This is a genomic window from Schaedlerella arabinosiphila (genome assembly GCF_003885045.1).
Lineage (GTDB): Bacteria > Bacillota > Clostridia > Lachnospirales > Lachnospiraceae > Schaedlerella > Schaedlerella arabinosiphila.
In genome coordinates this window covers 5,243,112-5,265,774 of sequence record NZ_RHJS01000002.1, presented here as the reverse complement: position 1 = coordinate 5,265,774, position 22,663 = coordinate 5,243,112, and the positions used below count along the sequence as shown (strand labels likewise).

Sequence of the window (22,663 nt, the reverse complement as noted above, 5' to 3'; positions counted from 1 at the left end):
ATGAAACACTGGATTATTGTTATAGTTGCAATTACGTTGATGGTTTTGCATGAACGGTTAAGTACAACAAAATTTTGGTTTTTAGGAGGTGTGCTTACATTGGCTGGCATTGCAGCAATGGTTTATCAACTTATAATATCTAAAACCTATTTTTCAACACAACTTATTATTGCTTATGCTGTTTTCTTTATTGTCACTATTTTACTTTGGATTGTAGGACGGTATGAATATAGACAAAAGGATTTGAAACGTATGAAAGCAAAGGACATAGAGTAATGGGAGGGATAACAAATGATTGATTTGATTATAGGATTTGCTGTTGCTGGTGTACTTTTCATGACGGAATACATTCTATGTACAAAATTAAAAAATCCACTTTGGGGCGGGATTATTCCCATATTCATTTTGATTGGAACGATATTTATTTTTGCAAGTGGCAAAATCCCATTTACAACAAAAAATCTGTTTCCATTCGTAGTAGTGAATACACTGTTTTTTGGAGATTGGGGAACAGGCAGGGATAAATACAAGAAATTGCAGCAAGCAGAAATAAACAAGATGAAAGCTAAAGATATGTAACGGTGGCTTATCTCTAAATTATGTAAAATCCTTTTGGTAACTCACCCCTGCCCTGTTGCGGGAGTTTGTGGAGAAAATCGTAATCCACGAATCGGAAGCTCTTAACGGGAAACGCCGGGGAAGCTCCGCAGACAGGAAATCGAAATCTATTACTCTTTTGTCGGCAAGGTAGAGTTACCCGACTAAAGCCCGACCCGTCCGGCAGTCAGCCGGATAGGGAACGGCAAAATTTTTTATGCTTCTTTTACTACTTTATCTCACATGAGCAAAAGGAGCGGGCATGAAACATACTTACTAATTTAGAAATTTCTTAATATCTTCTCACTAAAAAAATAATAAAAAACCCTCTTTTGTATGTTATAATGAATTGCGCTGATACACAGTAAAAAAATCCCCTGCGGAAAGGAGCGGCATCTCATGTCTGACAAAATACTGATCGTTGACGACGAGGTTGAGATTGCAGATCTGATCGAACTTTATTTGAACAACGAGGACTACACTGTTTTTAAATTTTACTCTTCAAAGGAAGCGCTTGAATGTATAAACACCACCGAACTGGATCTGGCAATTTTGGATATCATGCTTCCGGAGATCGACGGATTTACACTGTGTCAGAAGATCCGGGCAAAGCATACTTATCCGATCATCATGCTGACGGCCAAAGACGGAGAACTGGATCAGATCAAAGGTCTTACGCTCGGAGCGGATGACTATATTACGAAACCATTTCGTCCGCTGGAGCTGGTCGCGAGGGTAAAATCCCAGCTTCGCCGGTACAAAAAATACAACCCCGCTCATTCGGAAGACGAACAGGATCTGCTCACCCATTCCGGTTTGACCATGAAGCTGAGCACCTATGAATGCTTTTTAAATGAGAAGCCTCTTACATTGACCCCTACGGAATTTTCCATTCTGCGCATTCTTCTGGAAAATAAGGGGCGGGTGATCAGTGCGGAGGAATTGTTCCACAAGATCTGGAAGGACGAATATTACAGCAAATCAAACAACACAATCACCGTTCATATCCGTCACCTGCGTGAAAAAATGAACGACACCTTAAGCCAGCCGAAATATATAAAAACAATATGGGGAGTGGGGTACAAAATTGAAGGATAACCAAAAAGCCGAATACTCAGAATTTCAAAAAAAAGTCATGCTGCGTTTCTGCACCAACGCCGTTCTATCTGTCGCCGCCGTCATCCTGCTGTACCTGTTCCTGTGGAAACAGCGGGGCGGCAATCTGGTAGTCTGGATATTGGTACGTTTTCTGCATTACCCGCACGAACAGGCTTTCCTGGTCTATCACAATTATTTCAGAGGCTACAAAGAAATATTTTTCGGGGCGGCAATCCTGCTTGTTTTTATTGTACTGCTCTGGCGTTTATTCCGGTGGATCACCCGGTATTTCAACGAGGTCAACCAGGGGATCGACGCCCTTCTTGCAGAAGATACAAAGCAGGTTCGTTTATCGGCGGAAATGCTTCCTTTCGAATTAAAGCTAAACGCCGTAAAGAATACGCTGAAAAGGCAGAAGCAGGAGACCGCGCTTGCAGAACAGCGAAAGGATGAGCTGGTCATGTACCTTGCCCATGACATACGCACCCCCCTTACATCTGTGATCGGTTATCTGAACCTTTTAGATGAGGAACCGGACATGCCTGCCGCCAAACGCGCCAAAAGCATTCACATCACACTGGATAAGGCGTATCGGCTGGAATCGATGATCAATGAGTTTTTTGAAATCACCCGGTATAATTCCGGACAGATCCGTCTGTCAAAAGAACCCGTTGACCTTTACTACCTGCTTGTCCAGTTATCCGACGAGCTTTCCCCGGTCTTCGCGCTCCGGGGCAATTCCGTCGTTCTGGACGCCGATGAAGATCTGACCGTCTGCGCCGACCCGGATAAATTAGTACGGGTTTTCGGAAATATTTTGAGAAATGCGGCCGCATACAGCTATGCTGACACAGAAATCACGATTTCCGCCGCGGAGACAAAGGAGCAGGTTGTCATCTCCTTTCGAAATAAAGGAAATCACATTTCTAAGGAAAACTTATCTTCACTCTTTGACAAATTTTACCGTCTGGACAAAGCCCGCATCTCCGATACCGGCGGCACCGGCCTTGGGCTGGCCATCGCGAAGGAAATCATCCTTCTGCACGGCGGCTCCATCGATGCCTGCAGCGAACACGACACGATTACCATTACCGTCCGCCTGCCCAAAATGGTTTAACAAAAATACAAACCTCATTAGGATTTTCTTAGGAATTAAACAATCTCATATTAAAGTTCCCAATGCCTTTGTTTCGTATAATGGATATGAAACAAAGGCATGATTTTACAAAATGAAAGGAGCTTTTATTATGAGTAAAAAATATATCCCGCGGGAATTTAAGAAACAAGTGTATCTGGCCAGGAGGCAAAAACGAGCGGAGAAAATGAAGATCGCCGGCCTGACCGCCTTGCTTTTTCTGTGTTTGGGTTCCATTGTGATTTTGGGATTTTTCTGGAAGGCAAGCCTTAAAAGCGGAAATCCTTCCAACGCCCCGTCCCTTTCCTTTGCAAAGCATACGTCTGCAGACGGGAACCAGGTAAACCAAACGGGGCAGGGAGCTTCTGCCATACAGGGGGATTCCGCACCGGATTCCTCCATGCAGGGGACTTCCGCAACAGATTCCTCTATCCAGGATTCTGCCGCCCAGAAATCTGCTATACAGGGAAACAGTTCGCAGGCTTCCGGCAGAGATACCGCCTGGTACCTGACTTTAGTAAACAAACAGACTCCCATTCCTCAGGATTATGAGCCGGATCTGGTAAAAGTACCTGGCGGAGAATCTGTAGATGCGCGCATTTATGATTCATTGATGCAGATGCTGGAGGATGCCAGGGAAGGAAACTGGGGGGAATTGCCGAGCGTGGTATCCGGTTACCGCACAGCAAAAGTGCAGCAGAAGCTTTATGACGACAAAATCCGGGAATATGAAAAAGAAGGATACTCTGAAAGCGAAGCAACAGAATTAGCAGAGCAATGGGTGGCCGTACCGGGATACAGCGAACATCAGCTCGGTTTTGCGGTAGATATTAACGGAGCCACCTATGATGTTTATCTGTGGCTCCAGGAAAACAGCTACAAATACGGTTTTATTTTTCGATACCCCGGAAATAAAACGGACATTACCGGGGTGTCGGAAGAGGTATGGCATTATCGTTATGTAGGGAAGGAAGCCGCTGCCGAGATGTATGAGCAGGGACTTTGCCTGGAAGAATATCTTGAAAATATGTAATCTGTACTGCCCGGCGGACCGCAGCCCCGTCCGCCGGGCAGAAGTTCCGCATCCGAAGCAAACCGGAAACTGCCGCGCTTATTTATTCCAGGATTTCCCGCACCTTTTCAACATCCATTCTGCATTCTGACGCGATCTCCTCCTCCGTCTTTCCCTGGGCTTGCAGCTTAAAGACTTTCTTAGCTAATTCGATCCCATTCCTCTCCCCCTGCCTTCTTGCGCTGCCGACAAAGGAATTATGATCCCGCAGAGCCTTCTCCCGCGCTTCGTATTCCAGACGTTTGATATCGTCCGCACTCAGTCTCTGCAGCGTCTCATATGCCTCCTCCAAAAATATGCTCTCCTTCGCCATCCGTCTAAAATCCTCCTTGAAATCCACGGCACAACCCAAAAGCCTGCTTTGTAAAAAAACTGTTATTGAGTAATCCGGTGATACACCGGCAAGAACAAAAAAGATGAATATCTTTTTGAATTCTTCCTGCAAATGATAGCATATCATAGCCCGGCAGGCAACCCCCAATGTTAAAAAATACAGGATCTGTTGAAAACGTGTTACAGTTCGCGGCCGGTTAGGCCGTGAACTGTAACCACAGTTGTAACAACAGCTCAATTTCCGAAAATTATGTATGGCGCTTTCTGAAAAAAGAAAGTATAATAAGAACAAAAACAGCATGGGAGGTTCTTATGGATACGGAAAACAATTATAACTACGAAGAAGACGAGGACAATTTATATGAAAAATTGCAAAAAGAAAACGAAGAATACGTGAAGATTTTTGAATCGGATCTGCTGGAAAAAGGTCTTTCTGCAAAAACGGTCAACAGACATATCAATAATATTGATTTCTATTTAAACCATTTTCTGCTTTATGGTGATCTGATCCCAATGAAGCATGGCTGCGGAATGGTTGATGCATTTCTCGGCGAATTTTTTATCAGAAAATGTATGTGGTCCACTCCGGGCACGATTAAAAGCACGGCAGCCAGCATCAAAAAATTTTATAAATGCATGGTCGAAAAAAATCTGGTTGAGAAGGATGCATACGCCTTGCTCTGCGAGGTCATCAGAGATAATATGGAAGAATGGCAGGACAGGTGCAGTTTCTATAACGACCCGGATGAAATCAATCCGTTTTCGATTCCGGACTTCTTCTGAAAACCGAAAGCTGCCGGCATTATTCCCCGATAGCTTCCCCGGCGTTAAGCGCCAAAGCGGAACTGCCGGGGAATGCCGTTTTTCTGCGATATTTTATTGTAGTATCCAGCCGGGCTGCTCAGCCCTCAATCTTCCTTCTAAGCTTTCACATGTTTAAAACTGCTTCAATCCGATAAACCCCACCGGCCCGTGTCTCCCATACATAACGTCCCTTTTCATCCAAAACCGCCGGGACATCTTTCCTGTCTTTCGAAGCCGCAGATGCTTCTCCGCAAAACGCCGCATTTTTCCCGTCTTTCGAAACCGCCTCCTGTCCTCTGCAGAATGCCGCATTTTTCCCGAATCCGCCCTCCGTTTTCTCGTCGATCCGCACCAAAATCTTCTCACTGCAGCGGATCACAGCCCTTCCGCCTTTCTTCGAATAGAGAACCGCTTCTTTCAGCTTCCCTTCCTCCCAGAAAATATCCGCTTCAAATCCGCCCTCCGCGCACAGTCCTTTCACGCTCCCCTTCTTCCAGGACGACGGAAGCGCAGGAAGCAGGAATATCTCGTCCAAATGGCTCTGCAGCAGCATTTGTGCGATCCCGCAGGCGCCGCCCAGATTGCCGTCGATCTGAAATACCCAGGGGATTCCGGGAATCCGGTCCAGCGGCGGATGCATGTCGAACAGGTTGGGCGCGGTCAGTTTTCCTAAAAGGTCATGGATGTATTTTACCGCGCTGTCCCCGTCGCCGAAACGCGCGTACAGGTTGATCAGCCACGCACAGCTCCATCCCGTATGCCCGCCGCCGTGTTCCATGCGCCGTTCCAGAGCCTTTTTTCCGGCCTCCAGCAGTTTTGGATTCTCATATGCATTGATCTGATTGGACGGAAAAATGGGATACAGATGCGAAAAATGCCGATGGCCGATCTCCCACTCCTCATAATCCTCCCGCCATTCCATCAGTTGTCCGTGCCTGCCGACGCCGAAACCAGGCAGTCTTTCCAGAATCCCCATTGCCTGTTCTCCCAGCTCGGACTGCCGGCCCAGAACCCGCTCGCTTTCCAGAAACTGGATCAGAATATCCCGCAGGATTGCCGTGTCCATGGTGGAACTCATACAGAGCCTTCCGGTCCTTCCATTTTCCATGATGTATGTATTTTCCGGTGAAACGGAGGGACAGATCACCAGTTCCTCCCCGTCCTCCATCAGAAAATCCGCATAAAACTGTACGCATTCATACAGCAGGGGATACATCCGCTCCAGGAAATCCTGATCCATAGTATACCGGTAGTGTTTCCAGATGTGGGTCGCAAGCCACGCGCCGCCCATCACCCAGTAGGATGCCGGAATGGCCAGATCCTGGGGCGCCGTGTCCGCCCACACGTCCGTATTGTGATGTGCCGTAAACCCGCGGCAGCCGTACATTTCCGAAGCCGTGCGCTTCCCGTTTTCCAGCATCCGCTCCAAGTGGTCGAACAACGGCATATGGCACTCCGAAAGGTTGCAGATCTCCGCGGGCCAGTAATTCATCTGGGTATTGATGTTGATGGTATACTTGGAATCCCAGATCGGTTCCAGCTTTTCACACCAGCCCCCCTGAAGGTTGGCCGGAAGACCGCCCGGCTGGCTGCAGGACATCAGCAGATACCGCCCATACGCATAGTAAAGAGCCGCCATTCCATGATCCGTACCGCCCTCCGCGATCCGGCGCAGACGTTCATCCGTGGGAAGCTGCTCCAGCGCCGCGAGGGGCCGCAGATGTTCCTCATGTTCCGCTGACATCTGCTCCGGCCCAAGAGACCACGCCAGCCCCTCTTCCGCTGACGGCCGCCCCGGCTCCACAGTCCCATCCTCAATCACCAACACCGACCTCCCAAACATTTCCGAATGCCTGCGGATGTGGTTCTCCCGAATTTCCTCAAAGCCTTCCAGCGTCAGCCCGGACAGCTGCCGCCGCAGATACCCGCCGCAGTCGGTAACCTTCTTTTCCCGCAGGGGATAGGTGGTAACGCCGTTCACATAGACCACCGCCTGGTCGGCATTTTGGATCACCAGGTGCTCCCCGATGGTGCGGATACTGCCGCCCTGGGTGCACGCCTTGGCCTGCACCCGAAATTCGCTCCCGCCTTTTCCCAGATCCCCGTCGATGTAAATAGCATCCTCCGCCGCGCTTCCCGCGCAGTTATAGTATCTTCCCCTGGTCAAAAGCCCCGACATGGAGATGCAGCCCGGCTTGTCCGCCGAAAATTCCACCGCCAAAACGTCCTCTTCCAGAGAAATAAATGCCTGCATCCCATATGTGATCCCATCCTGTTTGAAGCTGACCGTCACGATTCCGGATTCCAGATCCAGCTCCCGCCGGTAATCCGAAATTTCACCTTCTCCGTGCCGGATACGATAGGAAAATTCCCCCAATGTCTGAAACGGCCGCTGGCTCTGGGGCGTCCCCGACAATGCGTACACGCTCAGTTCTTCGGCTTCCTCAATCTTTCCATCCTTTATCAGGCTGCGGATTTTTTGGAAATGCTTTGCCGCGTCCGGGTTGATCCGATCAATAGGGCCGCCGTAAACGACACTTTCCTCGTTCATCTGAATCCTGCCCTCGAAAGGCTCCCCGTAAACCATGGCTCCCAGCCTGCCGTTGCCCAGGGGCAGTGCTTCCAGCCATTCCTTCGCATATGTTTTATAAAATAGTTTATTCATTGCATCCTTTCCCTTTTTTGATTTGTCTGTGAATCGTTACAATTGATCTCCTAGTTCCGCAGGAAGGATGAGTCACCCATGGATGCAGACTTTCAGATTTTCTCTCCACCCATGTTCCATCCCGTCAAATTCCCCGGCCGTATCGCCAATGGTCAGCTTCCGCTTTGCTTCGTCCCAGGTAAATTCCGTCAGCGCATACCGTCCGTCCTCGTAATGGTAATTATTCCCTTCATCCTCGTACAGCGTAAACACCCCGTCCTTCCCCGGATATACATGAATTTCCAGGGGGTTCCCATTTTTCTCATCCGCGTACATGATTCCCAGTCTCATCGGGATGATCGAGCCTGCTTTTACAAAAATCGGCATCTCATCCAGCGGCGCATCCACAGTCACGAACTGCCCGCCCTCATATTTCCGATCTGTCCAGTAATGATACCAGTCGTCTCCCGCAGGCAGGTAGCAGGTCCACACCTTTTCCGTCCGCAGTTCCTGATTATCCTTTCCATAATACATAGGCGCGGTCACCGGGCAGATGAGCATGCTTTTCCCGAACAAAAATTCCTGATCCGTTTTTCTCGCCTGCTCGTCCTCCATATAATCAAACAAGAGACTGCGCATCATCGTCCCGTGGTTCAGGCACACGTCCCCGGCCAGGGAATAGATATACGGCATCAAATCGTACCGCAGACGGATGTATTTCTCAATGGCGTCATAAAACGGCTCGCCCTTTTTTCCGAAGTTCCAGATCTCCCGGGGCGTGTCGGTGCCGTGGGAACGGAACATGGGGAGAAATGTGCCCATCTCCAGCCATCTGACATACAGCTCCCGGTAGCCGTAATCCGATACGCCCTCGTTGTAATCCCCCTGCCAGAACCATTTCGGCGAAGGATCCGTATTGCAGCCGCAGCCCCGGTTCTGCCATTTGCTGCCCACCGTGAAAAATCCGCCGATATCCAGGGTCCAGTAGGGATACCCGGACAGGCCCATGTTCAGCCCCTCCGCGATCTGTTTTTTCAGCGTGTCCCAAGACGCGTAAGTGTCCCCGGACCAGAGCACCGCCCCGTACTTCTGCCCCGACGCGTACCCGGAGCGGGTCAGGTTCAGGACGCGGATATCCTCCCGGTCCTTCCGCTGGTTTTCATAGATGCCTTTCGCGTGCATCAGGGCGAACAGGTTGGCCTGCTCGGGGGGCAGATATTTTTTATGCTCATTTCCCACCAGCACAAAACGCTCCCAGGGCTCCCGCTTCATGGCCCCGCCCCAGTCCGGGCCGCTGAACGGCTCCGTGGAATCGCACCACCAGGAATCAAATCCCCCGTCAAACAGCTCCTTTTTCGCCTGCTGCCAGTACATTTCCCGGGCCTCCTCGGAAAATGCGTCGTACGTGGCATAGTCATGAAGCAGATGCCCCGCCTGGAACAGCTCCGTATGATTTTTGCCCCCTGTATTCATGTTGGGCCACACGGACACCATGGAATGGGCGTGCATGCCGTGAATCTCCTCCATACGCTCCTTCAGATCCCCGTAACGGGATTTGTCCACCAGCTTTTCCCCCCAGTTGCCCGGCTCCCAGGTGTTCCAGTCCTGCACCACACAGTCCAGCGGCACCCCCAGCTCCCGGTATGTTCTCACCACGTCGGCCAGCTCCTTTGCCGTGTAATACTGCTCCTTGGACTGGATATAGCCGAACGCCCATTTGGGCAGCATGGACGCGCGCCCGGTCAGGGACCGGATCGTCCCGATGATCTCATCAGGCGTCCTTTTTGCAATGAAAAAATAATCCATTTGGGAAATGGTATCGAAAAACAGGTAAGAATCGTCCGGGCCGTCGTGGAAGGTCATCAGGCTGCCGCAGTTGAACAGCATCCCGTAGCCCTGATCCGACAAGAGAACCGGCATGGGAATCCGCATATTGTGCTGGTACAGATATTGGTCATGTCCCCTGTAATTGTAGATCCCTTCCTCTGCCTGCCCCAGGCCGTAGATCCCCTCCTCCGGCTTCCACCGGAAATGCAGCCGCCCCTTGTAAGCCTGGTGGTCCGCCACCTGTTTCAGGTTCTGGATAAAATTCCGCTCCCCGTCCACCGTTTTCACCCGGTTGATGACGGGCGCTTCGCCGCCTGTGGTGTAGCGCATAACATCGATTTTTTCCAGTTCTTTTGGGCCCTCTTCCAGGAGGATGCTGGCAGCTTCCGAACCGCTTATATCTCCGCAATTTCCAGATGCCTGGCCTCCCTCCGGACTGCTCGTTCCGGCGCACTTTCCAGACATCCGGCCTCCCTCCGGACTGCCTGCGCCGTTCGCGCCCCCGCCCAGCCGCGTCCAGATAATCCGCCCGTCCTCCTTGAGAACCTCCGCCTGTACCGCCTTTGTACGAATCCGAAAACTCGATTCCGTTTCTTCCATAGAATACGGCACCGGCTCAAAATCTGTCTGCTCGATAAACGCCGATTCCGTTTCCATAACCGGCTCCTGGCTGAACACACACCGGAACACATCTTCCTCCATGGGAATCAGACGCAGGAAAAACATTTCCCGTGCTAATTCCGCATAATGCTCTGTCTGTATACATTTCATAATATCATTCCTTCCTGTTCTTAATCCCACCTGTTTCATTCCCATTTCTTATTGAGTGATGCAGGGCTGTCATCCATGAATACTTCATCCATGATGCATTCCCTTATCATCGGTCGGCCTTTTGGGAAATGCTTCATCCTGCTCATCCATTTAAAATCATATTCTCTACCTTTTTCAGTTCTTCCAGATAATCCCCATGAACCGCCATCCGGAAAAATTCATCCCCCCGGATTCCCTTCAATAAATAATGCTCCGATTCAATCTTAAAAAATGGTTTTTTCAGCATCTGCATGTACAAAAAGCTCCCCAGCGGGCGCAGTGATCTGATGAAATCGTCATCCATGGGGCGCTCCAATATAAAATCATACGCATGCCATCCCGCCTCCGCGCACCGCTCCCGGGATGGGATGATCTCCAATATATTCATGCTTTACCTCCTGTTCCCTGCCTGGCCGCAGCGCATGCTCCGTCAATTTTCCGCCGCTGCCGCAATCTCCCGCAGGATCTCCAGAAATTGCAGGACTTCCTGCTCTTCTGTCAGCGCCGAAACACTGACCCGCACCGTGCCCTGCTCCTCCGTTCCCATGGCCTGATGGATCAGCGGCGCACAGTGGAGCCCCGCCCGGACCACCGTTTCGTATCCGTTCTGCAGGATATATGCCAGCTCCGACGGCCGCAGCCCTTTCAGGTTCATGCTCAGCACCGGCCCCAGGTTGCGCCCCTTCTCTCCGTAAACTGTCACGCCTTGTATTTCCGAGAGTCCGTCATATAAAATTCCCATCAGCCTTTTCTCTGCTTCCGCGATCCGCTCCACGCCGCAGTCCAGAATGTATTCCACCCCGGCCCCCAAAGCCTGAATCCCGTGCCCGTTCTGGGTGCCTGTCTCGTACTCATAATCGCCGTCCCTGTAGACCAGCCTGCTGCTGTCCTTTCCCGTACCGCCGTACCGGTAAGGCCGCAGCCCCACGCCCTTTCGCAGGAAAAATCCGCCCGTCCCCTGGGGGCCGAACAGCCCCTTGTGACCGGTAAATACCAATGCGTCCACATGCCAGCCATCACAATCTATGGGAATGCATCCCGCGCTCTGGGAAGCGTCCAGCATAAATAAAACCCCGTGCTTTTCTGCAATTTCCCCGAACCGGGCGGCGTCCTGAATCATGCCGGTCACATTGGAGCAGTGGTTCAGAACTAAAAGCCCTGCCTCCGGGCTGATCCGTTCCTCAAATACCTCCGGGCTGACCTGTCCGTATTTGTCGCAGGGCAGGATCTCCACCTCTGCCCCCGCCGCCATCCCGTTATACAAAGGGCGCAGGACGCTGTTGTGCTCGGTCTGGGTGACCAGGATCTTTTTTCCCCTTCTTTCCATTCCATGGAACAACTGGTTCAGCGAATCCGTTGCCCCTGATGTAAAATAAATCCGCTCCGGGCTGCCGATCCCCAGCAGCCTGCCCAGATTTTCCCGGCAGCCTGTAAACACATCCTTCCCCCTGCCCTGCCCGCTGCTGCGGAACTGCCCGGCGGGAGGTGCAGATAAAGCCGCAGTGTGCGCGTCTGTCACACACTGCGGCTTGGGATATGTCGTTGCTGCATTATTCAAATACATCATATCCGGTCAGCCCTCCAGCACCTTGAAGTTCATGATCTCTGCCAGGTCTTTCAGCTCCTGCATATAGTCTCCGAACACCAGCACCTGGTGATGGCCGAAGCCCGCCAGATGATGCATATACCTTCTCGCGTCGTCCATCTGGATATAATAGTAGGGGCTGCAGTAAACCTCGTCATACTCGGAGCGGAGCACCTGTCCCACCTTCACGCAGACCGTATCCCCTGCCGGGTTGAACCGGGCCAGCGTCACATGATCCTGTTCATTTTCCGTAAAATCAACCTGCAGCTTTCCGCCGAAGCCCTGCCCGGTAAATGCCCACAGCTTGTATTCCAAAGGCTTCGTGCCGTATCCGTTCATGCACAGCGCCGGAACCGCGTGGTGGATGCGCAGCAGCTCGTCCGTCTCGTGGTTCGGATTTCCCATAAATGCCGGACGGTGGGCAGCGTACTGCAGAATGGTCATGGCCAGCAGTGCGTTCAGATCTTCCTCACAGCCGCTTGGAATCCCCTCGTCCTTCATCAGGGAATGGCACATGCAGGGCGTGAACTTCCGCTCCTGGGGAATCTCGGAGGTGCAGAGCTCATGGCACGCCGTGGAAAATGCGTTGCAGTCGTAGATGTCCATCATTTTCTTCGCCGCCAGATAATATTTCACATCATTGATAAACCAGTCCGTATTCACCTTCGTTTCCTTGGAGCCGTTGATGATCCGGTCCGCAATCGGCTTTGCCTCCTCGTCGGTGATCTGATCCATATATTTGAAAATTTCACGGAAGGGAAGCTTGATCACTTCGAAACCATACCTCTGACGCAGCACTTCCGGATCGCGGATCAGGCTCTGGATACCGAAGGTGGGCTGTCCGCCTGCGGTGAGCACAAGCGCCCGGGTCTCGGACACGGCCTTCCTTACCCATAACAGGTGCGCGATCTCATTCAGATCCTGAATATCCATTGCCACATACGCTTCCACACCGATGTTTCTGCAGTACGCCGCAAAATCAATTCCTTCATTTCCATTCTGCAAAATGACGATGGGCTTTTTGTAACGCTCCAGCTTCGGAATCCGCCAGTTCATGCAGAGGAAAAAGTCTACCTGATCCATGTCCTCCTCGATTTTCGCGAAAACATCCTTTCCCACGATAAATTTTTCATCATAGCGGGCGTCCACCGCTTCTAGGAAATGGATTTCCTCCGCGGCGCCTTCCAGCACCTTCTTCGCCGCTTCAAATGCCTGGTCAGCCGCAGCCGACTCCGCCTCCACGGTCATTTCCTCCCTGTACCCTGCACGGCACGGGCCCTCCCAGAAATGGGAGTGGGTCAGGCATCCGATGATGGGACGTACGATCAGTTTCGTGTTCATTGCTAAATCTTTCATGATATTTTTCCTCCTTTTTTTGTAACCAATTTTCTTCTATTCTTTCACCGCTCCGGAGGTCAGCCCTCCGATGATGTATTTCTGCCCGATCAGGTACACGAGAATCACCGGGATACAGGTCAGCACGATATCCGCGAATATGTAATTCCAATAGTTCGTATTTTTCCCGAAGAACTGGTACACCGCCATGGTCATCGGGAAGAGCTTGCTCTTGGACGACAGATACAAGGGCGTCAAAAAGTCGCTCCACACGCCCATAAACTGCAGGATAAAGCAGGTAAAGAGCACCGGCTTGAGCATGGGCATGATCACCCGGAAAAACAGGGACAAGGGCCCTGCCCCGTCCAACACCGCCGCCTCATCCAGCTCCACCGGCACGGACGAGATAAAGTTCCGGATCGTAAATACACAGAACGGAATCATGGCGCTGGTAAATACGATGATGATCCCGGCCTTGGTATTGGTAAGCTGGAAGGTGCCGAGCACTCTGGAAAGGGTGACATAGTTTACCGGGAAAAACAGCCCGCAGAGCACAAAATAATACAAAAATGAATTTACCCTTGTCCGTCTCCGGCTCATCACGAAGGATGCCATAGCGGAGCTGATCACGCCGATCAATGTGGACACGCCGGCATAGATCAGGCTGTTGAGAAATCCCTGGATCAGCTTCCCCTTCCGAATGACCTCCGTGTAGTTGGAAAACTGCCACTCCGTCGGAAGCGACAGATTCATCCTGGCCGCCTCTCCCTTGGTCTTAAAGGAGTTGATCACCACAAGGTAAAACGGGAGCACCACCGCAAGGCACAGCAGGATCATCAGCACATGCTTCAAAACCGCAAGTATTCTTTTTTTCGTCATTGCTGCACCTCCTGCTTACTCATATTTTTCACGATCAGGACACCCACCACCGCCGTGATCAGCAACAGGATCGTATTCAGCGCCGTGGACATTCCGTACTGCCCGGATGAATAGAGCTGGTAGGAATAGGTCGTGATCACTTCCGTGGCATGCCCCGGCCCGCCGTTGGTCAGCACGTAGATGATGTCAAATACTTTGAGTCCGTAGGTAATGCCGAATACCAGGTTGATCATGACCGAGCCTGAAATCATGGGCAGCGTCACATACCGGAGTCTCTGCCAGAAGTTGGCCCCGTCGATCTGCGCCGCCTCGTAGTAGGATCTTGGAATGGTGCTCAGTCCCGCGATGAAGATGGTCATGACATAACCGACTCCCCGCCATGCATCCACCCCGAAAATGGATTTCCACACCACATTCAGGTCCGAAAGCCATTTCTGTTTCAGGAAATCCAGATGCAGAAATTCCAGCACGCTGTTGAGCATGCCGTTGTTGTAATTCAGAATCGACGTAAACAAAATACCGATGATCACATAGGGCAGAATGGACGGCAGGTACAGAAGCGTCCTGTACAGCCCCTTCCCCCGTATGCCCTCGTTCAGCATGATTGCCAGAAACAGGGCCGGAATCAGCTTTACGATATTGGAAATGACCGTAAACATCAGGGTATGCCCGATCCCTGACAGGTAATCCTTGTCTGATGTAAATATTTCGATGTAGTTCTCAAGTCCCACAAAATTGACTTCCCCCATGCTGCGGGAGTTCCAGTCCGTAAACGAATATCCGATTCCCAGGATACTGGGCAGTAGGAAAAATACACTGTAAAGCGCAAGCGGAACAAGCAGGAACCACATGGGATAAATTTTATTTTTTTTCAAAAAACCACCACTTTCCAGTTACGGAACCATGAAAAACCGGCTTGTTCTTTTTTTCATAATTCCTGAAAAAGCGCCGGGGGAATGCCGCGCGCCTCCCCTCCGGCACTTTACCTTCTCTGCTTCTCTTACCGCGGCTCACATAAGGAACTGCTGGATTGCCGTGAACCGCGTCTTTACAGTTTTATTTATTTCCAGGCGCTGTCGCCGGCGATCTTCGCCGCCTCTGCCCGGTTGGAATCCATATTTTTCAGGACGTCGTTTGCTTCGCTCTGATCCTGACAGAAGGAGATCATATCCGCGCCGAAGTCACCCCAGTAGTCGTTGGTGTACTTGGTTCCGGTCTGGAGCACTGCCGTACCCATCTTGTCCTCATCCACAGTTCCCATGAACTCCTCTTCCTCCGGCAGCCAGTGCTGTTCCAGTTCGTCGTCGTTCACGTCCAGGTTGGTATACGCCGGCGAATTGTCCAGGATTTCCTGCAGGCTCTCTGTGGTTGTCACAAAATCAAAGAATGTCTTAACCAGTTCTTCATGCTCTGTTCCCTTATAGCCGAACATGGTGGGGCCGGCCGGATTGGTGGGGAAGCTGCTGTTGTCGCCCAGCGGGATCAGGAACAGACCAAATTCATCCTCTGTGCCGGTTTCTTCCTGGATCTGCTTGATATAGCTGGAATTTGCCATTGCCATCGCACAGTTCCTGTCGCCGAATTCATTTGCCATGTTGGCGCTGTCGGTTCCGATCCAGTCCTCTCCGAAATATCCTTTGTCAGATAATTCCTTGAACTGTCCCAGCACTTCCAGCATCTTTTCGTTGTCCGCAAAGGTAGCCGTATTTTCGTTCAGCGCGTCATACAGTCCCGGCTCTGCCTCCTCATACACGCCGCCGATCTGGAAAAACGCGAGCTGATGCTGCCATCCGTCCGCTCCGGGCAGGAACCACGGTGTGATGTCCTCTGCCGCGATCTTTTCGCATACCTCCAGCAGTTCATCGTAAGTCGTCGGAATGTCCAGCTTCAGTTCATCAAATAACGTCTTGTTGTAGACCATGACATATTCCGGTGAATTGTGCCAGATCTGCAGTCCGTACAGCTTGTCCTCATATTCGCAGGAGGACAGCCTTGCTTCCGGCATAATGTCCTTCCAGCCTGCGTCTGAAAAATCAATGCAGTATTTTTCCGGATCCACGATCACGGAGCTGATCGCAAACGGATTGGACTGAATCCAGAAGATGTCCGCGCAGGAATCCGTGGAAAGCTTGGACTGCAGGATATCGCTGTACTGATCCGCCGGAATCGTCTGCAGATCCACGGTCACATCATAGGTTTCCTCAAATCTTGCAATGGTATCGTCATACCGGTTGTCCATCCACCCCGCAGATACCAGGATGCTCAATTCCTCCCCTGCGAAATCTGCGCTGCCTGCGTCTTCCCCGCTGTCACTGCCGCCGTCGGCTTCCGTGCTTCCGCCGGAGTCTCCGCCCTGGCTTCCGCCGTCCGTAGATCCCCCCGAACACCCGGCAATCATCGTAACCACCATAGCCGTACACAACAACGCACTGATCATTTTTTTCTTCATTACTTTTCATCCTCCCTTGACTGCTTCTAAAGTCCTGTGTTTTTTGTTACACTAATCCTACCTCCTTTTCCCGGTTCAGTCTATGTACTTTCCGCTTTTAAATTAGGACATTTTTTACAGTTTTCACAGTTTTTTGTGCATTTTTCACTTTTGTTTATATATTTTATACATTTTTGTTTTTTTCAGGGAGTTCATGTTGTGCATTCTCTCATTGATTTTCTGATTTTGGCTGGATTTTTTGACATTCCCGTATACTGCGGATAGATCTGTACAAGACAGTGCGCTAAAGGGTGTATCGAACTAATGCAATTGCAAGAATATCTTTTTCCTTTTCTTTTCCTTTTGTGTAATTATATGTTATAATCATCTTAAACATATGAATATTCAAACAACAAAGGAGGTTCGCCATGTATCTTGCTTATTTATCGATATTTTTCAGTATTTTTAAATCAATGATCGAAATAACCGCCGCGATTCTGATAATAATATGTGCCATCAAATATTTAAAAAAGAAGTAATTCTTAAAACTGCACAAAGGACATTTTCATATGAAGCACAAACTCCAGACCCATTTTTTCCTGACCTATTTTTTCATGGCCATGATCGTCGTCCTCCTCTTCTCGATCTTTTTCTTCCAGTACACCTCCGAGATCCTGATCGAGCGGGAGACCAAAAACCTGCAGGAGCTCAACAACTCTTTCCTCTCCCGGACCGATGCGGAGCTGCGCGAGCTGGACAACGTTTCCATCAACATTGCATACAGCAGCAGGATCAAAAAACAGCTGTCCGAGTGGATGGACGTGCCCGCTGCCTCCGATGAATTTCGGAATCTGACCACGCTTTTCATGTCCATCAACGGGACGAACCTGAACGCGGATCAGATCAACCTCTACGATTACAACGGCTATCTCCTGCGGGTGGGAACCAAGACGAACATTTATCCCATAGATCTGAGCACCCTGGACTGGATGGATGAGGTTTCAAAAAACGCCGGAAAAAAGACCATCAGCCTGCCCTATGCCACAAACGACTTAAAGACAAGCGGCACCTCCAGCACGCCGCCCACCTGGTATATTTCCCTTTACCGTACACTGCAGGACAGTTCCAAGGAAGAGATCGGCGTAATTGAGACCATGAAAAAATGCTCCTCTGTTTTCAAGAGCATCATCACTTACAAGAAACGGACCAAAAATGCCCCGGAAGTCTATATTTACGATTCCGACGGCCGCCAGGTCTATCCTTACGTGGAGTCTGAGGAATCCCATATCCCGTCGGACTATTATTCCCTGGTGAGCGGACAGCCGGAGAGTGAGTCCCTGAAAACCTGGGGTGCCGAAGGGGAGCGGGAGCTGGTGATCCACAAAACGTCCTCCTACACCCATTGGACTCATGTAATCGTCCAGGACGAAGCCCAGGTTCTTCTTCCGGTCCGAAATATGCTGGACTTTCTGATTATGGTTGTATTTCTGATGGTTGGCCTCTGCCTGGTCTTTTCCTATATGACTTCCCGCCAGCTCATCAAACCGATCCGGAAGCTAAAGAGGGTCATCCGCAGTACCGTGCTGGATACGCTGGATGAAAACAACAAGGCGGAGCTGAGCAATTCCTTCGCAGAGCTGGAAGAGCTGAACCAGGAATTTGCCGATATGAACGTAAACCTGAAAAATTCCATGAACGCGCTGCTGGATTCCCGCGCCCAGGAATTGAAGTCCCGGAGCCTGGCCCTGCAGTCCCAGATCAATCCGCATTTTTATTACAATACGCTGGCCAGCATCATTGTGCTTGCGGAGAAGGAGCGGAAAGAGGAGGTCATCACGATCTGCCGGAACCTGACCCGGATGATGCGGTACATCACAGGCAGTTCCAACGCTCCCGTCACCCTTCGGGAGGAAATGGATTACGTGCGGAAATATCTGTACTGCATGAAGGTGCGTTTTCAGGAAAATCTGAATTACACCATTGAGGTGGACGAGTCCATCCTGGATGTGCCTGTGCCCAAGCTGATCATTCAGCCCATTGTGGAAAATGCGCTGAAATACGGGATTGACTGCAAGCCTCCATGGGACATTTCCATTCGGAGTGTGGTCAGCGAAGATGCCTGGCGGATTGAGGTGGAGGATTCGGGCACCGGATTTTCCGAAAAAGCCCTTGAGCAGATCCGGGAGCGCATCCAAACCGCGGATGAACAGCCCGGCCTGCCGGAGCTGAACATCGACGGCCTGGGGCTGCTCAATGTGTACATACGCTGGCGCCTGCACTGCGGGGAACAGATCATTTTTGAATATGGAAATACCGGGCAGCACCACGGGATCGTGACCATCGGGAGATGCACGAAGGCTCCGTAGGTTCCGAAAAACACGGCGTTATCGGCCCGGAGACAACGCAGCAAGCCGCAGCTTTATCGGTTCGGAGGCTGCGGCCGCAGACCTGATTATGCGGATTGCCGTATCAATCGGCCGGGAGCATATTTTACTTAGGAGAAAACATTATGGGAACTACAAAATATTCAGTCATTGTGGCAGAGGATGAGCGCCTGCTTTTAGACCATTTGGCGGAAAAGATCGAAGCGTGCGCCCCCGATTTTGAAGTCGCGGGGAAGGCACAGACCGGGGACGAAGCCTACCGGCTTGTAAAAGAACATAACCCGGACCTCCTGATCACGGATATCCGGATGCCGGTCATGAACGGGATTGAGCTTCTGAAAAAAGTCTACAACCACTGTCCTCTGACAAAATTTATCATCATCAGCGGATATTCCGATTTTGAATACGCCCAGAGCGCCATCCGCCTGCATGTGTCCGAATATCTGCTGAAACCTGTAGATCCTGAGGAGCTGGCCCTGGCCCTTGGGAACATCCGTAAGCAGTATCAGATCGAGCAGAAGGCTTACGAAGACATTTTCAACGAATCCATGACCCGGAACTCCCCGGAGCAGATCGCCGCCACCCTGCGGGATTACCTGGTCCAAAATTATAATATGGATATCAACCTGAACCTGATCGCGGGCAGCATGCACTACAGCCCCAGCTATTTAACGAAGATCTTCCAGCAGCAGTACCAGATGTCCCCGCTGAAATTCATCACGCAGATACGTTTGTCCCAGGCGAAGCATTACCTGTCCCACAACCCGGAGCTGTCCGTGAAGCAGGTCAGCGAGATGATCGGGTATCAGGATCAGGGGTATTTCAGCAGGCTGTTCAAAAAGAATACGGGGGTGAGCCCGCTGGACTGGCGGAATCGTTAGCACGCCGGCAAATGTTCTCCCTTAAGCGAAAAAGGTGTAAAGCCCTTATCATCCGATATAAGCTTTACACCGCTTTTCTTATTCTTTTATGAAGTCAAGTACAGAAATATCGATTCCATAAACTGATAAAATAATTTTTAATTCCATGTATCTCCTCTTCATCTTTTTATATGCGGCAGACTCTTTTTCTGAGTCTATCATATAATCCTGTAATCGTGAAAATTCCTCAACCGAAATTTTGAGCATTTCTTTTTCGCTCATGTGATCGCCTCCCTTTTTTAGAATATAGGTAACATCTAAGTTATCTTCATTGTACCAAATGTAGATTTGAGTGTAAATCTCTTATTCCATAATCAAAATTCATAATATTGCCACAACTTTTTTCCCTCTGATGAATTGTAAGTATATTGAAATTATGCTAAAATAAATTATGGACATCAAAAGAGGTGATTGAACCGTGGAAGATAAAACTATAACAAATACTCCGATAGATCCGAATCCGGAAGAGCTTTACCGCTCCCTGAAGCGCGACTATCAGTCACTGCAAACAGAAGCGGACGAGCTTCGGATCCGTGAAGCCCGGTTGGAAGAAGAACTCGAAGGTTTCCGGGTGCGCGAATCCCAGCTCAGGGAGCAGCTCGAAGCCTTCCAGGTACGGGAAACCCAACTGCAAGAAGAGATCGTAGCTTTACGCACCCGCGAAGCCGGGATGAAGGAGGAACTTGAAAAATTCCGGGCCTGCGAGACCCAACTGAAAGAGGAACTTGAAAAGTTCCGGGCCCACGAATCCCAGTTGAAGGAAGAAGTCATCAAATCCCAGAACCGGGCGGAAATGATTGAGGGCTACAACGAGCTTATGATCCAAATGCTCAGCAAACGGAAAGAATGGCTTCTGGTCATTGACGTGAGTACGAAGGAAATCATGTACTGCAACAAGAAAAAGCAGGAAGAACGCGTGGACTCTGCTTTCTGTTCCGCTTGTAAAAAGCGTCTTCCATTCCACAGCGAGATTGTGAAATGGGACAGCGAGGAGCAATACAAGGTGTGGGAAATGGCCGGCGAGGCCGACACCTACTACCGAATCACTTCCTTTCCAATTGAATGGAGGGAGCGGGATTCCTACGTACACATTATCGTTGACATCACGGACGAAAAGCGCGCTGCCCACAATCTTGCCAGCAAAGCGTACCACGATCCGGGGACCGGAATCAAAAACCGTCTGTTTTTCGAGGAATATATGGAAATGGTTCTCCGTGAGGAGCAGGACACCACGCTCTGCTATCTCGACCTGGACGGCCTCAAATATGTAAACGACAAGTACGGACATCTGGAAGGCGATATCTATATTCAGAATTTTGTAGAACTGATCAAAACCAATTTCCGAAGCGAGGACACCTTTGCCCGGATCGGCGGAGACGAATTTTGCCTTGTACTCAGCGGCAGTATCGGTGAGCTGATCGAACGGAAGATGGCGGAGATCCTCCGCGATTTCCAGACCGGGGACTATGCCGAATACCAGTGCAGCTTCAGCTATGGCGTCGTCAATATCGAAGGTTCAGAGAATCACATGTCCTACGATGAGATCCTCCAGAAAGCCGACGAGATCATGTATGAATGCAAACGCAGGAACAAGGAAAAATATCCGCAGCTTGTCAGATAACGAGCAGTTACCGTTTACACCCTTTGAGTGCTCCGTCAGCTTGCTGCAAGGTATTTGACTTTCATAAATAAAACAGGAGGCAAGCATGCCTAATAATACCCAAATTGCGAAAGAAGCCATCGAAGAATTTGACAGGATTCAGGATTATATGATGTCCTGTGAGGATAAGGATTCTGTTTTGTATCAGAAGATGAAGCGGCGTTATATGACATTAAAAGCAATTTTAACTGCTTCTGGTGTGAATCTGACTGAAATTGATTATGTAAAAGAAAAGTAAACAAGATATTTTTTCAATGGTATAAACAATCACTGCAGGCCCCGCGCAAATCAGGGGCCTGTAAATCATTCAATATATTTTCCATGCCTCAAGCGCATTATTCTGTAATATCTGATTTTTTAATAAGTCATTTATTCGCTTTCCTCATTTTGTAATAAATATAATCTAACATCCCATTCTCCATGCTCATGCCGCTCTAAACGATTCCAATATATAATTTTACGAATTCTTCTTTCTGTCACTCTAAATCCTGCTTCTTTTATAATATCTGAAACCCTTTGTTTCATTTCCTGACCTCTTTCCAAAGCATCCAAAACTATCTTCTCTAAATACTCCTGTTTTCGTTTATCTCCTAAATCTGAAAACAATGCGCTTGCCGCAACCAAAGCAGTCCTCATATATTGTGCATGATCTTTGAATAAATCACTATCTATATAAAACCCTTTGCTCTCTATAAATTGGCTGCAAAATGTAATTACCGTGCGTGTGTTGCCCTCCCGATATGGATGTACTTTCCAAAGCTCAGCTAAATATTTTGAAAATATTTCTGCCACTTCATCAAGAGATGCCTTTTCCCAAGTGTAGTGGTTCATTTTATCTAAGACATATGTGGCATCCTTTATAATGTCAAAACAATCAGAATACTCAATTGAAATACCTCCTAACGCTGGCTCTGATTTTTCAATATTTATAATTCTGATTTTTCCTGCCCATTCATAAATATCCTGAAAAATATAATGATGCATATCACAAAGCGCTGCAAAATCAAAACGGCTGACGGATTCTCCTGTCACGAGTTCCGCAAGCCGTATGCTCGTATATTCTGCTTCCATGCACGATAACATTTCCCTGTCCCGTATATCAGCAAGATTCTTCAGAATATCTGTATGTGGATATAAATATGGATCTTTCAT

The 22,663-nt window shown here is 49.7% G+C and carries 21 protein-coding genes and 1 pseudogene; 11 read left to right on the top strand and 11 right to left on the bottom strand.

Features of this window, described 5'->3' with window-relative positions:
* From EBB54_RS24880 to EBB54_RS32340, 6 genes and pseudogenes are all read left to right on the top strand, one after another.
* The gene (locus EBB54_RS24880; protein WP_125129420.1) at nt 1-276 is read left to right on the top strand and encodes a hypothetical protein; all 276 of its coding nucleotides are present in this window, start codon (nt 1-3) and stop codon (nt 274-276) included.
* Between the two features lie 15 nt (nt 277-291).
* Complete coding sequence (locus tag EBB54_RS24875) at nt 292-579, top strand: hypothetical protein (RefSeq protein WP_125129419.1); 288 nt, start codon at nt 292-294, stop codon at nt 577-579.
* A gap of 40 nt (nt 580-619) precedes the next feature.
* A pseudogene (locus EBB54_RS32345) lies at nt 620-765 on the top strand (DUF4368 domain-containing protein); the annotation flags it as partial.
* Nucleotides 766-996: 231 nt separating this feature from the next.
* Complete coding sequence (gene vanR / locus EBB54_RS24865) at nt 997-1,695, top strand: VanR-ABDEGLN family response regulator transcription factor (RefSeq protein WP_125129418.1); 699 nt, start codon at nt 997-999, stop codon at nt 1,693-1,695.
* Nucleotides 1,696-1,732: 37 nt separating this feature from the next.
* A complete protein-coding gene (locus EBB54_RS24860) occupies nt 1,733-2,812 on the top strand; it encodes a sensor histidine kinase (protein WP_125131026.1) in 1,080 nt (359 codons plus the stop codon).
* 130 nt (nt 2,813-2,942) lie between these two features.
* Nucleotides 2,943-3,863 carry a M15 family metallopeptidase gene (locus EBB54_RS32340; protein WP_334295292.1) on the top strand — a complete coding sequence of 307 codons (921 nt, stop codon included), beginning with the start codon at nt 2,943-2,945 and terminating at the stop codon, nt 3,861-3,863.
* Between the two features lie 82 nt (nt 3,864-3,945).
* On the opposite strand, the gene EBB54_RS24850 is transcribed toward EBB54_RS32340, so the two are convergent.
* A complete protein-coding gene (locus EBB54_RS24850; protein ID WP_004075537.1) occupies nt 3,946-4,215 on the bottom strand; it encodes a hypothetical protein in 270 nt (89 codons plus the stop codon).
* A 332-nt stretch (nt 4,216-4,547) separates the two neighbouring features.
* On the opposite strand from EBB54_RS24850, the gene EBB54_RS24845 reads away from it, so the two are divergent.
* A complete protein-coding gene (locus EBB54_RS24845) occupies nt 4,548-5,018 on the top strand; it encodes a recombinase (RefSeq protein ID WP_125129417.1) in 471 nt (156 codons plus the stop codon).
* Nucleotides 5,019-5,163: 145 nt separating this feature from the next.
* Here EBB54_RS24845 and EBB54_RS24840 read toward each other — a convergent pair whose 3' ends face one another.
* From EBB54_RS24840 to EBB54_RS24805, 8 genes are all read right to left on the bottom strand, one after another.
* Entirely contained in the window at nt 5,164-7,704 is a 2,541-nt protein-coding gene (locus EBB54_RS24840; RefSeq protein WP_125129416.1) for a glycoside hydrolase family 95 protein, read from the bottom strand.
* Between the two features lie 72 nt (nt 7,705-7,776).
* Entirely contained in the window at nt 7,777-10,281 is a 2,505-nt protein-coding gene (locus EBB54_RS24835) for a glycoside hydrolase family 31 protein (protein ID WP_125129415.1), read from the bottom strand.
* A 142-nt stretch (nt 10,282-10,423) separates the two neighbouring features.
* On the bottom strand, nt 10,424-10,708 hold the full coding sequence (locus tag EBB54_RS24830; RefSeq protein WP_125129414.1) for a hypothetical protein: 285 nt from the start codon (nt 10,706-10,708) through the stop codon (nt 10,424-10,426).
* A 42-nt stretch (nt 10,709-10,750) separates the two neighbouring features.
* Complete coding sequence (locus EBB54_RS24825; RefSeq protein WP_125129413.1) at nt 10,751-11,887, bottom strand: aminotransferase class V-fold PLP-dependent enzyme; 1,137 nt, start codon at nt 11,885-11,887, stop codon at nt 10,751-10,753.
* Nucleotides 11,888-11,893: 6 nt separating this feature from the next.
* Entirely contained in the window at nt 11,894-13,261 is a 1,368-nt protein-coding gene (locus EBB54_RS24820; RefSeq protein WP_125129412.1) for a hypothetical protein, read from the bottom strand.
* Between the two features lie 36 nt (nt 13,262-13,297).
* The gene (locus tag EBB54_RS24815) at nt 13,298-14,119 is read right to left on the bottom strand and encodes a carbohydrate ABC transporter permease (RefSeq protein WP_125129411.1); all 822 of its coding nucleotides are present in this window, start codon (nt 14,117-14,119) and stop codon (nt 13,298-13,300) included.
* A complete protein-coding gene (locus EBB54_RS24810) occupies nt 14,116-14,994 on the bottom strand; it encodes a carbohydrate ABC transporter permease (protein WP_044990233.1) in 879 nt (292 codons plus the stop codon). The genes EBB54_RS24815 and EBB54_RS24810 overlap by 4 nt, the downstream gene beginning before the upstream one ends.
* Before the next feature lie 185 nt (nt 14,995-15,179).
* Nucleotides 15,180-16,568, bottom strand: a complete 1,389-nt coding sequence (locus EBB54_RS24805) for an ABC transporter substrate-binding protein (RefSeq protein ID WP_125129409.1) — start codon at nt 16,566-16,568, stop codon at nt 15,180-15,182.
* A gap of 548 nt (nt 16,569-17,116) precedes the next feature.
* On the opposite strand from EBB54_RS24805, the gene EBB54_RS24800 reads away from it, so the two are divergent.
* On the top strand, nt 17,117-18,913 hold the full coding sequence (locus tag EBB54_RS24800) for a sensor histidine kinase (protein WP_125129408.1): 1,797 nt from the start codon (nt 17,117-17,119) through the stop codon (nt 18,911-18,913).
* 143 nt (nt 18,914-19,056) lie between these two features.
* Nucleotides 19,057-19,812 (top strand): response regulator transcription factor, encoded by a 756-nt coding sequence (locus EBB54_RS24795; protein ID WP_125129407.1) that lies wholly within the window; start codon nt 19,057-19,059, stop codon nt 19,810-19,812.
* A 78-nt stretch (nt 19,813-19,890) separates the two neighbouring features.
* Here the strand turns inward: EBB54_RS24795 and EBB54_RS24790 are convergent, their stop codons facing one another.
* The gene (locus EBB54_RS24790) at nt 19,891-20,073 is read right to left on the bottom strand and encodes a hypothetical protein (protein ID WP_125129406.1); all 183 of its coding nucleotides are present in this window, start codon (nt 20,071-20,073) and stop codon (nt 19,891-19,893) included.
* Between the two features lie 196 nt (nt 20,074-20,269).
* Here EBB54_RS24790 and EBB54_RS24785 point away from each other — a divergent pair, with 196 nt between their 5' ends.
* Both EBB54_RS24785 and EBB54_RS24780 read left to right on the top strand, forming a co-directional pair.
* Nucleotides 20,270-21,472 carry a GGDEF domain-containing protein gene (locus tag EBB54_RS24785; protein WP_125129405.1) on the top strand — a complete coding sequence of 401 codons (1,203 nt, stop codon included), beginning with the start codon at nt 20,270-20,272 and terminating at the stop codon, nt 21,470-21,472.
* Between the two features lie 85 nt (nt 21,473-21,557).
* Nucleotides 21,558-21,749, top strand: a complete 192-nt coding sequence (locus EBB54_RS24780) for a hypothetical protein (protein WP_125129404.1) — start codon at nt 21,558-21,560, stop codon at nt 21,747-21,749.
* Nucleotides 21,750-21,880: 131 nt separating this feature from the next.
* Here the strand turns inward: EBB54_RS24780 and EBB54_RS24775 are convergent, their stop codons facing one another.
* Complete coding sequence (locus EBB54_RS24775; protein WP_125129403.1) at nt 21,881-22,663, bottom strand: Fic/DOC family protein; 783 nt, start codon at nt 22,661-22,663, stop codon at nt 21,881-21,883.